The following is a 14,331-nucleotide window of genomic DNA, read 5'->3' on the forward strand; positions in this document are numbered from 1 at the left end:
TTCTCGTCACAATAATGCAAACAGTCACTGTTAATCTTGTCTCTACGTCCGCTCCGCGCAGTTATCCCATCCATATCGGTGCAGACATCCTGACTCAGCCTGAACTCCTCCTGAATTATCTGGGGCAGAAGCGGGCGGCCATCGTCACAAATACTACGGTTGGACCTCTATATCTCGAAAAATTTCGTGCGACTCTTGCAGCTCAAGATGTGGTTTCAGTGCCCATCGTTCTTCCCGACGGTGAGGAATACAAGAACTGGGAAACTCTCAATCTCATTTTCGATGCTCTCCTGACACACCGCTGCGAACGCAATACACCAATCATCGCCCTTGGCGGAGGAGTCGTGGGAGACCTGACCGGTTTCGCGGCCGCAACCTATTTGCGCGGTGTGCCGTTCATTCAGGTGCCCACTACACTTCTGGCGCAAGTCGATTCTTCAGTGGGCGGTAAGACCGGGATCAATCATCCGCTGGGCAAAAACATGATCGGAGCGTTTTATCAACCTCAGGCGGTAGTGGCGGATACGTCCACGCTCGATACGCTGCCCGATAGGGAACTGCGCGCCGGTATAGCCGAGGTTATCAAGTATGGCCTTATTCGCGATCCGGCATTCTTCGGCTGGATAGAATCTCATATTGAGCTCCTGTTGAAGCGTGAAAGTTCGATTCTGATCGACGCCATAGAAAGGAGTTGCCAGCATAAATCGGAAATTGTGGAAGCAGACGAGTGCGAGAGCGGCATGCGCGCCCTGCTGAACCTTGGGCACACTTTTGGACATGCAATCGAGAATGCCATGGGTTATGGCAACTGGCTTCATGGGGAAGCAGTGGCTGCGGGAACGATACTGGCAGCCGAGGTATCACAACGTATGGGCATGATAGGCGAAGGGGATGTGGATCGAATCCGAAATCTCTATGTGAAGGCCGGACTGCCGGTGATTGCCCCGAATCTCGGTCCGGAAAAATATTTGCATCTGATGGGGCTGGACAAGAAAGTACAAGGCGGGAAAATGCGTTTCATACTGCTCGAGGATATCGGTCGGGCGGTGGTGCATGCGGATGTGCCATCTCCGATACTGACTGAAGTTCTGACGGAATGTACGGCTGATGCGTGAGCTGGCGTCCTATGCGGTATCGCCTGCCAACTCCCGCGGACGCCGCATTGCGGAAGAACCATCTCCCGGCCGCACGCCTTTTCAGCGCGATCGCGATCGCATCATTCATTCCACCGCTTTTCGCAGGCTTGAGTACAAGACCCAGGTTTTCGTCAATCATGAAGGGGACCTGTTCCGCACGCGCCTCACGCACAGCCTCGAAGTGGCCCAGATCGGCCGTTCCGTAGCCCGGAATTTGCGCCTGAACGAGGATCTGGTTGAGGCTATCGCGCTGGCGCATGATCTTGGCCATACCGCCTTCGGTCATGCCGGGCAGGACGCGCTGAACGAGTGCATGAAGGAACATGGCGGCTTTGAGCATAATCTGCAGTCCCTGCGGGTGGTGGATGTACTGGAGGAGCACTACGGCGCATTTGACGGGTTGAATCTATGCTTTGAAACCCGCGAAGGCATTCTCAAGCATTGTTCGAAGAAAAATGCGCTGGAACTGGGGGACGTTGGCGAGCGCTTCCTCACGAATCGTCAGCCTTCGCTGGAAGCGCAAGTCGCCAATCTGGCTGATGAGATCGCTTACAACAATCACGACGTGGACGACGGCTTGAGATCCGGCCTCATTATGCAGCAGCAACTTGAGGAGGTCGGCATATTTGCGCGCCATCTGGCGATGGCCAGACAGCAATACCCGAAAATATCGGGCAGGAGACTGGTCCATGAAACCGTGCGGCGCATGATCAATACACTGGCGGGAGATTTAATCAGGCAAAGCGCAGTGAATATCGAGCAGGCAAACCCTGGGACCCTGGACGAAATAAGGACTGTTCCGCCGCTGATCGGATTCAGCAGGGAAATCGCGCAAGAGCAGCAGGAGCTCAAAAAGTTCCTGCGGGAGCATCTTTACCGGCACTACAAGGTATCGCGCATGAGCGCAAAGGCACGGCACATCATCCGCCAGCTTTTTGACGCATTCAGTTCGGACATCCGGTTGCTGCCCCCGGAATTCCAGTCCAGATCTCAACAGGACAAGCATCAAGCCATCGCCGACTATATCGCAGGCATGACGGATCGTTATGCCATTCGTGAATACCGGCGTCTTTTCGTTGTCGAGGAAAGCTGACAGATCATTCCTATCGTTGACCTTTTCACGAATGACCTCGTCGGCCATTCATGGTAAGATGGAGAGTTGAAAGAGAACCTGACGGTTCCGGGGTTCCGACAGTCCCCAAGGCATCCATTTCCACTGGTAGCTCCATTGGTAGATCGAGCGTCCGGTTTTACTGATTTTTGCGATTGATCGGGTCTGAATGACGAGATTGAAGAACGATACTCTGCTCAAGGCACTGCTGAGGCAGCCCACTGAATACACGCCGGTTTGGCTGATGCGGCAGGCCGGGCGCTATCTCTCCGAATATAATCAGACGAGAGCTCGTGCGGGCAATTTTCTTGCACTCTGCAAGAATCCCGACTTCGCCACCGAAGTTACGATGCAACCTCTCGCGCGATTTCCTTTGGATGCGGCCATCCTGTTTTCGGATATTCTGACGATTCCTGATGCCATGGGATTGGGATTATATTTTGCGGAAGGAGAGGGCCCCAGGTTCGAGCGTCCCTTGCGCGAAGAGTGGGAGATCCGGGCTCTTACAGTCCCCGATCCTGCTGTTCATTTGCGCTACGTCATGGACGCGGTTTCGCAGATACGCAAAACTCTGGATAATCGGGTCCCGCTGATCGGGTTCTCCGGCAGTCCGTTTACGCTTGCCTGCTATATGGTGGAAGGGGCCGGCGGAACTGATTTCCGGCAAATAAAAACCATATTGTACCGGCGCCCTGATTTGCTGCATCACATTCTCGATATCAACGCGCAGGCTGTCACCGCTTATCTGAACGCCCAAATCGAGGCCGGCGCGCAGGCAGTAATGATTTTTGATACCTGGGGTGGGGCGCTTTCCCATGCCGCTTATCAGCAGTTTTCGCTGCGATACATGACCCAGATACTAGCGGGGTTGAGGCGGCATCAGGGGGCTGAGCGTATTCCGAGCATTGTTTTTACCAAAGGTGGGGGACTATGGCTCGAGAGTATCGCGGACAGCGGATGTGATGCAGTGGGACTGGACTGGACCGTGAATATCGCAGATGCCCGGCGACGCGTGGGCCACAAGGTCGCTTTGCAGGGAAACCTTGATCCTGCCGTGTTATTTGCTGAACCGGAGATAATTGCTGCCGAAGTGGAACAGATTCTTGCGGATTTTGGCGAAGGCAGCGGTCACATCTTCAACCTGGGGCATGGCATATCGCAGTTTACGCCACCCGAAAATGCGCTTGCGCTGGTCGAAGCGGTTCACAGCCTCAGCCGCAGATTTCATCGTGCGGATACAGAGGGAGGCAGCATTTCGGCAGCTCGCGGATAAACGGAATTTTTGCACATCGAATCTACATGATATTTCTGCAGTCTGATTGGTTGGAATTTTTCACGTGCGCATACTTATTATTGAAGATGATCGGGCAATAGCCAGTAATCTGTACGACTTTCTCGAAGCTCGCGGTCACAGTGTCGATGCGGCGGCCGATGGGATTACAGGGCTGCATCTTGCGGTTACCCAGCAGTTTGACGGCATTTTGCTTGATCTGGGATTGCCTGGTGCGGATGGTATAACCCTGTGCCGGAAGCTTCGCCAGGAGGCGCATCTCGATACCCCGGTCCTGATGCTGACAGCGCGCGACACGCTGGAAGACAAGCTGAAAGGTTTCGATTGCGGGGCGGATGACTACCTGGTCAAACCCTTCGCCTTGAAAGAAGTTGAAGCGCGGCTGGTTGCCATGCACAAACGTCGAAAAGGGAAGGTGACCAGTCGAACGCTGGAAACCGAGGATCTTTCCTTCGATCCGAAAACCCTCACAATTCGCTTCGCGGGCGCGAACGTCAAGTTGCCGCCAAAATGTATTGGCTTGCTTGCAGTCATCATGAGCGAGCCTGGCCGCGTTTTCAGCCGCAGGGAACTTGAATCGGAAGTATGGGGGGATGTGCAGGAAACCAGCGATACCCTCCGCAGTCACATGCATGAGCTTCGCCGCGCACTGACGCGCGCGGGCGGCTATGATCCAATCGAAACCGTTCACGGTCTCGGCTATCGGCTTTCCACGCGTGCCCGTAATTAGGCGCGGGCTTCGTCTTCGCGTTGCACTCGCGTTTGCGATATTCTGTATTGTGGTTGTCGGAACGCTGGGAGTCAGCCTGTATATCGCTTCCGATGACATCGAAGAAGCTCATATCGAACAGATCATCGAAACCGAGATGGATTACCTGCTCCAGCGCTATCGTGAGCATGCGGACTTCGTGCCGCAGGAAGGTTCCAATCTCGAGAAATATATCATCCACAATCCCTCCGAGGAATCTCGCCTTCCTTCCTATTTGCAGGGGCTGAATTACAGACGGCACAAGGTTTTTCGCGGCCCTGAGGAAGTCCGGGTCGCAGTCCATCACGTGAACGGGGTCAAGTTTGTTGTCGCCTATGAAATAGGTCTGCACGAAGCGCGACAACGGGAACTGAAACTGCTCATCGTCCTGTCGCTCGTTTCCGTCGTGGGTGTCGCAGTCGTGGTGGGTTATCTGCTGGCCGGCGTGCTGGTCAAACAGGTAACTGATCTCGCCGAGCAGGTGAGGCATCTTGCGCCGGGTGACATCCAGGGGGAAACGCTTACCCAGCCCGGACAGGATGAGGAAGTGGCGCAGCTCGCTCGCGCGCTGGATGACTATCAAAGCCGCATAACCCGCATGCTGCGCCGCGAACAGGAGTTTACCGCCAATATAAGCCACGAGCTGCGCACTCCGATTACAACTATCCTGACAAGCTGTGAACTGCTGGTCGCGGAACCGAATCTGTCGGAAAGAGCGCGTATGCGCATCAGCATGATCGAAAGCGCCGCAACCCGCATGGGCGAGCAGTTGCAAGCCCTGTTATTTCTTGCGCGCGAGCAGTCGCTCGGGGTAATGGAACCCGTGGACCTGGCCGAGTGTGTCTACGATGCGGCAGAATCGATATGCGGGGAGATCTATCGAAAGCATCTTACATTCGAAGTCACGGTGGAACCGAAAGCCATGCTGACGCTAAACCGGCAGGCGATTCACACGGCCCTTGTGAATCTGCTGCGCAATGCGGTGCAATATACAAACAGCGGTTTCATACGGGTAAATTTCAAAGGCAATCGTCTTTCGATTTCCGATTCCGGTATAGGTATTGAGCCTTCCTATCTCCCCCTCCTGTATGAACGCTTCTTCCGCGGTTCAACACAAGGTGAAGGTCTGGGCATAGGGCTTGCCATCGTCAAGCGCATTTGCGACTACTATGGATGGAACATAGAGGTCGAAAGCATGCCGGGACAAGGTGCGACCTTCCATATTGTATTTCCCTGAGAATCGCTTTTCCTGGAGCCTTTGCTCCGGCGAGTTCTGCCTGATTGCCTGACTGACATAGCGGAAGCTCTACAGTTCCCGCTATCGATCTTTTGCAAAATCCGCGTCTTGCGGAGCTATTTCCGCCATTTTCCCCTTCCTGAAGACTCCATTTTTTAGTGACCGGACTGCTGGGATACCCAGCGTGCCCAGTGATGATGCTTGTTTAAACCCTGTTTATGAGGGGTATTTATCTTCACGAATTCTTCACAGGGCATGTGTTAATTTGATATCTGAGTAAATACCTGAGTAAATTCCTCTGTTATTTTAAGTCGATGAATCGAGTTTGTTTTGGTTAAAGGGAATCCTGTCAACAGGTCAGAATACGTCACGAAGAAGAGGAGTAAAAATTATGCCAGCAGCAATAGACAAAGATGAAAGTATTCAGAAAGAGGGAAAGAGGATCGAGTTGGTGAAGGATTCTCCAAAACAGCTTGCGCCTTCCGGGACCGCCGCAGCAAGTGCACCGGCTCACGCGGATAAACGAGCGGATATCAGTACGCTGCACGCAGAGCGGACTGTAGCCCAGGCGCAGGAAACCTCCGTTTCTTCCTTCAATGAAGAGGAAGTGCTCCATGACCTGCAGCACTATCTGCCCTCGCAGGCGCCGCTGAAGGACTTTATTCATCACAACACGTTGCATGCATTCCAGAATCAGAAGTTTTACGAAGGCACGCGCCACGCAAAAAAAATATTCGGATATTTTCCCTCTCTTCAACTCCGTGAATATAGAGACCTGTACGAAGCCGAACGTATTCGCAAGGATATTCTTGAGCGAGTCATCTCGGAAAGGAAAGGCTCAGAGCATCTGAACGAGTGGATGGAGAAAGTCCTTCACAAGGAATATGACGATTCAGTTTCCCCCCGGATAGGCAAGCTGAGGGCGAACTGGAAGCGCCATTATCCTATTGACCTGGACCTAATGGTTCACCCGCTTCTGTTCAGAATCCTGTGCAGCTACCTCGACCAGGGAATTTCAGTATGGGGTTTCCCAGTAGGGCACAAGGGTTTTCTTGCGGCCATGAGGGAAATGGAAGAAAAAAGCTTTGCCAGCTTCTTCAAGACGAAGAGAGCTAAAAAGCTCCTGGTGTCTGGAAACTGCAAGATGGAGGATCTGCTCAAGCTCGTGGTGGGGGATGAAACCCTCTATGCGCAATATCTGTTCGACCAGCAATTTGCGCACCCTGGCTGGTCGGGCATGGTGGCTACAGTCGAGGCCCAGCCCGCCTCTCTCCTGAACCCGAAGAACATTACAGTTCATGACCTGGTTGTCTTCGAGCTTTTGCTTGAGATTGACGCGCTCGATTCCTATTTCGGAGAAAGCTGGCAACCTATCGGAAGTATTCTGGAAGAGCGGCCTGAACCGTTGTTCGCCGAGGTGCCCGAGACTGAGGTCGATACGGTTCTTTCCCTTTGGCACGATGCTTTTGAGTGGACGTACTACGACCAGGTGTTGACTGGAATAGCTTTGCAGGACAAGAGCTGGGAAAGAAAGATCGAAAACAGAAGTTTCCAGACGTTCTTCTGCATCGATGACCGCTTGACATCGTTCCGCCGGTATCTCGAGCAGCTGGATCCGGATTGCGAAACGTTTACCACCGCCGGGTTTTTCAACGTCGAGCTGTATTATCAGCCCGAGAACGGCAAGTTTTACACGAAATGCTGTCCCGCGCCGGTCTTTCCCAAATTCCTCGTCAAGGAAATCGGTAACAAGCAGAAGATAAAGAAGGAAGTACATTTTTCCAAGCTCACGCATTCGCTTTTCCAGGGTTGGTTTATCACCCAAACCATCGGGTTCGTGTCAGCCCTGAGATTAGCCTTGAATATATTCAAGCCGGGCTCGATGCCCGCGGGGGCCTCCTCTTATTTGCACGTGGACAAGAACGCGAGGCTCACCATCGAAAACAAGGACCCGAACGACAAGGAAAACGGATTGCAGATAGGCTACACCGTCGATGAGATGGTCCAGCGCGTTCAGGGTGTCCTGACCAGCACGGGATTGAACGGGGTAGATAAAACCTTTGCTCCCATCGTTTACATGATTGGCCACGGGGCATCCAGCGTAAACAACCCGCACTATACCGCCTATGACTGCGGCGCATGCGGCGGCCGGCCCGGATCGGTAAATGCCAGGACGTTCTGTTACATGGCCAACCATCCCAAGGTAAGGGAAATCCTCAAGGAGCGGGGCGTCGTCATCCCGCCCACTACCCAGTTCCTCCCGGGTCTGCACGACACCACGCGTGACGAAGTCGCCTTCTTCGATGAAGATATTCTTTCCGAGGAAAATGCCGCCAAACACAGGAGGAACACGCTCGTCGTCAACGAAGCGCTCGATCTTCACGCGAAGGAGCGGTCCAGAAGATTGGTATCCATTGATACCAAAATGAGTCCGAAGGAGATTCATGAGGAAATTCGCAGGAGGTCGGTTTCGCTGTTCGAACCGCGGCCCGAGCTCAACCACGCAACCAACGCCGTCAGCATTATCGGCAGGAGGAGCATTTCGGAAAACCTGTTCCTTGATCGGCGGGCATCCACGAGCAGCTATGACTATCGGACCGACCCCGAAGGCAAGTTTCTGACAGTATCCATGGGGCCGATTGCGCCGGTTATGGGTGGCATCGATTTGGAATATTTCTTCTCACGCACGGACAACCATAAGATGGGCGCCGGGACAAAACTCCCGCACAACGTCATGGGCCTGATCGGAGTGGCCAACGGCGCGGATGGCGATTTGAGGACTGGTTTGCCCAGCCAGATGATCGAAGTCCACGATCCCGTCCGTCTTCTGGTCATCATCGAGCATTATCCCGATGTGGTGTTGAAGGTACTCAAGTCCGCGCCGGCAAACTATTCGTTTTATGAAAACTACTGGGTGCATTGTGTGGCGCTGCATCCGGACACCGGGGAGCTCTGGCTGTACAAGGACGGTGATTTCACCAGGGTTTACAAGCCCCTGTTGAACAATCTGGAAACCGTATCGGACCTGAGCGCGTTGATGGAACGGGCCAAGAAAGCGGAATCGATCGAAACCCTGGATGCGGTTCAAGAGAATTTGCCTGTCTACTTTATCGAGAAGAAGGAGAGAGTGAAAAAATGACGATGCCGCTGCTAACCTCGCTGCTCGGGGTATTCATATTCATCCCGTTGATCGGGTTTGCGCTCACCATGCTCGTGCCGAAAAAGAATGAGGATGCCATTTCCTGGATAGCCTACTCCACTGTCGGTTCGCACATGGTTCTGGCCTGGATATTCCTGGCCCTCTGGCTGTTCGCCGGACATCCGACGTTAGAGACAATTGAGCTTATCCTGTATAACACGGAAAGTTACAAGTTTTTTATTTCATTCTATTTCGACAAAATTACCGCGGTTTATCTGTTCGTCGGTTCCTTCCTCTGCTTTCTGGTTACCGTCTACTCCAGATGGTACCTTCATCGCGAAAGGGGCTATAAGCGGTTTTTCAACACCATCCTGTTCTTTTTCATCGGCTACAACATCATTATTTTCTCCGGTAATTTCGAGACGCTCTTCATCGGTTGGGAAGTTCTGGGAATCACGTCCTTCCTCCTGATCGGGTTCTACAGGGAGCGGTACCTGCCGGTAAAAAATGCGCTCAAGGTGTTCACGGTGTTTCGCGTGGCGGATATGGGCCTGATCCTGGTCATCTGGATGAGCCATCATCTGTGGCACGAAAACATCACGTTCTCCAAGCTCATGCATCCGGAACTGGTTGCACAGGCTCTTCAGGGCAACGAGACATTGGGGATTCTGATCGGATTGATGCTCCTGCTGGCGGCCGCTGTGAAATCGGGCCAACTCCCGTTTTCTTCCTGGGTGCCCAGAGCAATGGAGGGACCGACTCCGTCGAGTGCAATCTTTTACGGATCGCTCTCGGTTCATCTGGGCGTCTTCCTTTTGCTGAGAACGCTTCCATTCTGGGAAAACCAGATGGTTGTGGTAGCGCCTGTGATTCTTCTTGGCGTGGCGACCGCCGTAGTCGCGACCCTTATTTCACGTGTACAGTCCTCGATCAAGACCCAAATTGCCTACTCTTCGGTGGCGCAGATCGGCATCATTTTCGTGGAAGTCGCGTTAGGGTTTTATGATCTTGCCTTGATCCATCTGGCAGGAAATGCATTCCTGCGGACGTATCAGCTTCTGGTTTCGCCATCGGCCGTGACTTTCCTGCTCCGCGATCAGTTCTACAACTTTGTTCCAAGGGAATACATCGACAAGCACTCCACCTCCAAGCAGCTCGAGTATGCGGCCTATATGCTGAGCGTGAAGGAATTCAACCTCGATTCCTTCATGTATTTCTTCTTCTGGGATCCCGTGAAATGGATCGGCAGGAAGCTGAACCTGGTGTTATCCGGAACCGGCGGTTTCGTTATCGCTACCGCACTTTTCCTCGTCGGCCTCGCCTGCCTGTACTACGAGCAGTCTTTACCGGTCGGGGTCCAGCAATTCCTGCCGACACTATTTGCCTTCATCGCGCTGATCGTCGTGCTGAAGTCTTTCTCAGAAAGAATGAGTCCCCAGCTGAGCTGGTACTTCGTCGTCATGAATCATCTCTGGATCGCACTTGCCATCTCGTTTTACGATGAAGTGACGACCCGGGAGATCGTCATTTATATAAGCGGCATTCTCCTTTCAGGCCTTTTGGGATACGCGTGCCTGACCCAACTGAAGTCGAGCGAGCGGAAGGTGGATCTGAAGGAACCTCAGGGGCAGGGTCATGTGTTTGAATACCCAGGCCAGGCTTTCATTTTCCTGCTTGCGTGTCTGGGTTTGATGGGTTTTCCTATTACACCATCGTTCCTGGGAATAGACCTGATCTTTACCCATATTCACACAGACCAGATTGTATTTGCATTCATCCTCGCACTGAGCTTCATCATCGTCGGTCTCTCACTGGTGAGAATATATTCACGGGTTTATCTTGGACCTCATGTTAAAACTTACCATGCTGTCCCCTTCAAAAACTCGTGAACGTGAAGCCATGATATGAAAGAAGCGGGAATACACAGACAACTCTGATGGAAATGAAAGGCGCCGGCTTAAACCCAGGGAATCAGAAGCCATTTGAGAGAAACCCCGGAATAAGCCGGCGCTCAACAAGTATCTACAAGGGGGGTTCAGGAAATTAGGAGGTGCCGGAGTAATGAGAGTAATAAGTGAGGATCTCAGAAGGTTTCGGAAGATGTGTCCGCTCTCCCGCAAGGGAGCGCCAGAGCGTAGACAATCGTTTCTGACAGACTTCAGCGCACGCCTCATCAGAGGTAATAAAAGACAAGGTATGCGAAACCTCACACTTTGGAAGAAAAATCATGCTGGGGTGTAGAGGGTGGAAAAAGGAAATGTGGGATGGTATTCCGTGCTTTGAGCAACCCCTCTGAAAGGGGGTGGAAGATGAATTATATCACAAATGTGAAGTCGAATGGCGCAGGGCATGGAAACTTGGGGAACCTGGTTGGGACGAACACACTTGTGTTTTATAGACGAAAAATACCGCGGATGAGGCTCTTCAAACCCTCTGGATAAGCTGAGCTGCCGCTGGGAAAACCTGGCAGGCTAATGGAAATTAATGGAAATATGAGACTTTTTTATTCAGGGTATTTAAAATCCAATTAACAGGAGTTATCACTGATGAGTTCAGCTACTGCAACTACTGCTTCTACCGCTAAACTGACAGTACCGAAAGACGGGCTGTCCGGGATGTTGGAGAACTTCCGGTACGATTTTATGGCCGGATTCTTTGTCTTCCTGCTGGCTCTGCCGCTTAGTCTGGGTATCGCCAAAGCTGGTGATTTTCCACCCGCAATGGGCGTGCTTACCGCAATGATCGGCGGACTGCTGGTCGCATTCTTTGCCGGTTCACAACTAACCATTAAGGGTCCCGCAGCGGGCTTGATTACCATTGTCGCAGGCTGCGTTGCCGAAGTCGGCGGCGGGCCGGAAGGATGGAAAATGGCTCTGGGCGTCATGGTCGTCGCGGGCGCACTGCAAGTCGTCATCGGCTTTATGAGGGCGGGTTCGCTTAGCGATTTCTTTCCGTTATCCGCGGTGCATGGAATGCTGGCTGCGATCGGGCTTATCATTATTTCGAAGCAGGCGCACATCCTTCTCGGAATAGACCCAGCGACACTGGCAGGAATGGGACCTGTGAAGCTTTATGCGCATATTCCCCATTCCATCATGAATCCAAACGTGCCTGTGGCAATAGTCGGGATACTCAGTCTGGTCGTCCTGTTTGGATTGCCAATGATAAAAAGCCCTTTAGTAAAGAAAATTCCAGCTCCAATGATTGTATTGCTGATAGCGATCCCCGCTGCTATGGCTCTGGATTTCAAGGGAACGCAACCCGCCCATATCCTGGTGCAGATTGGCGATTTCTGGAAGGAAATTGCTTTCAATGCGGATTTCTCGCAAATTGGAACAGGGGCATTCTGGAAATACGTGATCATGTTCCTGCTAGTGGGAAGCCTGGAGTCCTGTCTTACCGTCAAAGCAGTTGACAGCCTGGATCCCTGGAGGCGGCAATCCAATTTCAACAAGGACTTGATCGCCGTTGGCGCCGGCAACACACTCGCCGCTGTAGTGGGTGGATCCCCAATGATCTCGGAAGTGGCACGGAGTTCGGCCAACGTCGGTTTTGGTGCACGCACGCGCTGGGCCAATTTCTTCCATGGCCTCTGCCTGTTTGTCTCGATGCTGTTCCTGATTCCGGTGATCGAGATGATTCCCAATGCCGCGCTGGCAGCCATGCTGATCTTCGTCGGCTACCGGTTGGCCTCGCCGCACGAGTTTTTCAAGACCTACAAGATTGGCAGCGAGCAGTTGACGATCTTCCTGGTTACGATTGCGGTGACGGTCGCCACTGACCTGTTGATGGGTATCGGGGCAGGTATTCTCGTCAAGTTCGTCTTCCATATCGTAAATGGCGCATCGCTCGGCAACCTTTTCTCGGCGCGCTATCAACTGAAGCAGACTGGAAATCAGTACTACATGAACGTTCAGGACGCTGCGATATTTTCAAACCTGATCGGCTTCAAGAAAGTACTGACCAAGTTTGAACCCAAAAAGGAAGTCGTTCTCGACTTCAGTCAGGCAACGCTGGTTGATCATACCTTCATGGAATTCCTGGAGCATTTCGAGGAGCAATATGTCGAAAAAGGGGGAGCGGTGACGGTGACAGGTTTCGAGCGCTTCCAACCTTTCTCTGCTCACCCACTCGCGGGAAGAAAGGCGAAGAAGGAAAAAGTCGGCGCTACCACGCCTTCGCTTGATAGTAGCGCGTCGAGGGAGTAATGCCTGACCAGCAAGCTTCATAATAAAAATAAAAGCAATAAAAGCACGATGGACCGTATCTTCGGTCCATCGTGCTTTTAGCTTATGGAAAAGGCAATATTGCAGCTTTTATGACATGCAATGCCTGTTCCGTACCGCCTGTACGAGCGGAAGTAAGTGGATTGTAAACCCGCTACTGGATTTTCGTCCGGGAGGGAGAAGACGGAATACGATTCGTGCGTAGTGAGGTGATGAGTTTATGGTAGAGATCAATGCGGCGTACGCTCACCTTATTCTCCTGCATCGCATCCATCAACGCACACCCTGGTTCGCTTGAATGACGGCAGTTATTGAATTTGCATTTGTCGATGTAGGGACGAAATTCCCTGAATCCCCAGGTGATATCTTCAATGCTCAGATGCTGCAAGCCAAATTGCTGAACTCCGGGAGAATCTATGATCCGGGTATCCCTGTCGAGATGATAAAGCCGCGCATGAGTTGTCGTGTGACGCCCTGCATCGAGTGTGGCGGAAATGTCGGCAGTAGCACGCCCAGCGGCAGGAACAAGCGCATTGATAATGGTGGATTTTCCCATACCGGATTGACCCACCAGTACGCTGAGATGGTTTTCCAGATGGGATAGCAGGGGTTTTACGTCGTTTCTGGCACTGATGGGTAACAAAGCGTAGCCAAGCTCGCGGTAGAGTGAGAGCCTATCCAGCACAGCGCTGCTAGGCCCTGCCAGGTCTGTCTTGTTGAGTACGATCAAAACATTGAGCCGCTGGCTTTCGGCGGCAACCAGGCAGCGGTTTATCAGTTCCTCGCTGAAGCTTGGGACTGCCGCCACTACAATGATTACCTGAGTCGCATTGGCTGCGATGAGTTTCTCGCGGGAGATATCACTACGGTATAAAAGCGCGCTACGTGGCAAGATCCTTTCGATAACTCCCTGGTCAGGCGCCGTTTGATGGATTTCAACCCGATCGCCGCATGCCGCCCCGCTCTTTTTTCCACGTAACACGCATATAAGCGTCGAGTTATCCGCGGTTTTAACGAGGAAATGCCTGCCGAATGCCGCTACGATTTCTCCATGAAGGGGAAGTGAGGTAACTGATGGGCGGCCTGGCGATCTCAAATTTGAAAAAGCGTGTCAATTTTCGCGGCGCAAATAAAGTCATTCTCCGACAAACCACCGATAGCATGGGTTGTGTATTCCACCAGGCATTTGTTGTAACCTACAGTAATGTCGGGATGATGGTCCTCACGGTGTGATATCCATGCTATAGCGTTAACGAATGCCATTGTTTGATAGTAGTTCTTGAAACTGAATTCCTTGCGAATCATTTTTCCAAGATAGTTCCAGCCATCGAGCTGCCGCATCAACTGAGTTATTTCCTCCTGTGACAAAGGAGGCATCGCTCCTTCACAAGGCTTGCATTGTTTTGTAGCGAGATCATTGACACTGGTATTCATTCGCGCTCC

The 14,331-nt window shown here is 52.4% G+C and carries 10 protein-coding genes; 8 read left to right on the plus strand and 2 right to left on the minus strand.

The annotated features are described in order from the left end of the window. Positions 1 to 14 precede the first annotated feature (14 nt). The 8 genes from aroB (at position 15) to AC52W5_RS07570 (ending at position 12,870) form a co-directional block, all read left to right on the plus strand. Positions 15 to 1,115 carry a 3-dehydroquinate synthase gene (gene aroB, locus AC52W5_RS07535; RefSeq protein ID WP_495670546.1) on the plus strand — a complete coding sequence of 367 codons (1,101 nt, stop codon included), beginning with the start codon at positions 15 to 17 and terminating at the stop codon, positions 1,113 to 1,115. Further along, complete coding sequence (locus AC52W5_RS07540) at positions 1,108 to 2,229, plus strand: deoxyguanosinetriphosphate triphosphohydrolase (protein WP_074972084.1); 1,122 nt, start codon at positions 1,108 to 1,110, stop codon at positions 2,227 to 2,229. Before aroB ends, AC52W5_RS07540 begins: the two co-directional genes overlap by 8 nt. Positions 2,230 to 2,416: 187 nt before the next feature. Further along, on the plus strand, positions 2,417 to 3,520 hold the full coding sequence (gene hemE, locus AC52W5_RS07545; protein WP_495670547.1) for a uroporphyrinogen decarboxylase: 1,104 nt from the start codon (positions 2,417 to 2,419) through the stop codon (positions 3,518 to 3,520). 64 nt (positions 3,521 to 3,584) lie between these two features. Further along, on the plus strand, positions 3,585 to 4,268 hold the full coding sequence (locus AC52W5_RS07550) for a response regulator transcription factor (RefSeq protein WP_041352815.1): 684 nt from the start codon (positions 3,585 to 3,587) through the stop codon (positions 4,266 to 4,268). Further along, positions 4,255 to 5,523, plus strand: a complete 1,269-nt coding sequence (locus AC52W5_RS07555; RefSeq protein ID WP_495670548.1) for a sensor histidine kinase — start codon at positions 4,255 to 4,257, stop codon at positions 5,521 to 5,523. The genes AC52W5_RS07550 and AC52W5_RS07555 overlap by 14 nt, the downstream gene beginning before the upstream one ends. A gap of 391 nt (positions 5,524 to 5,914) precedes the next feature. Beyond that, positions 5,915 to 8,662, plus strand: coding sequence for a YbcC family protein (locus AC52W5_RS07560; RefSeq protein WP_495670549.1), 2,748 nt, complete (start codon positions 5,915 to 5,917; stop codon positions 8,660 to 8,662). Further along, positions 8,659 to 10,551 (plus strand): proton-conducting transporter transmembrane domain-containing protein, encoded by a 1,893-nt coding sequence (locus tag AC52W5_RS07565; RefSeq protein ID WP_495670550.1) that lies wholly within the window; start codon positions 8,659 to 8,661, stop codon positions 10,549 to 10,551. Before AC52W5_RS07560 ends, AC52W5_RS07565 begins: the two co-directional genes overlap by 4 nt. Before the next feature lie 657 nt (positions 10,552 to 11,208). Then, entirely contained in the window at positions 11,209 to 12,870 is a 1,662-nt protein-coding gene (locus AC52W5_RS07570; protein WP_495670551.1) for a SulP family inorganic anion transporter, read from the plus strand. Between the two features lie 172 nt (positions 12,871 to 13,042). On the opposite strand, the gene rsgA is transcribed toward AC52W5_RS07570, so the two are convergent. Beyond that, entirely contained in the window at positions 13,043 to 13,984 is a 942-nt protein-coding gene (rsgA, locus tag AC52W5_RS07575; RefSeq protein ID WP_495670552.1) for a ribosome small subunit-dependent GTPase A, read from the minus strand. Beyond that, complete coding sequence (locus AC52W5_RS07580) at positions 13,981 to 14,322, minus strand: 4a-hydroxytetrahydrobiopterin dehydratase (protein ID WP_495670553.1); 342 nt, start codon at positions 14,320 to 14,322, stop codon at positions 13,981 to 13,983. Before AC52W5_RS07580 ends, rsgA begins: the two co-directional genes overlap by 4 nt. Positions 14,323 to 14,331 lie beyond the last annotated feature (9 nt).

Source organism: Nitrosospira sp. CT (assembly GCF_059489795.1).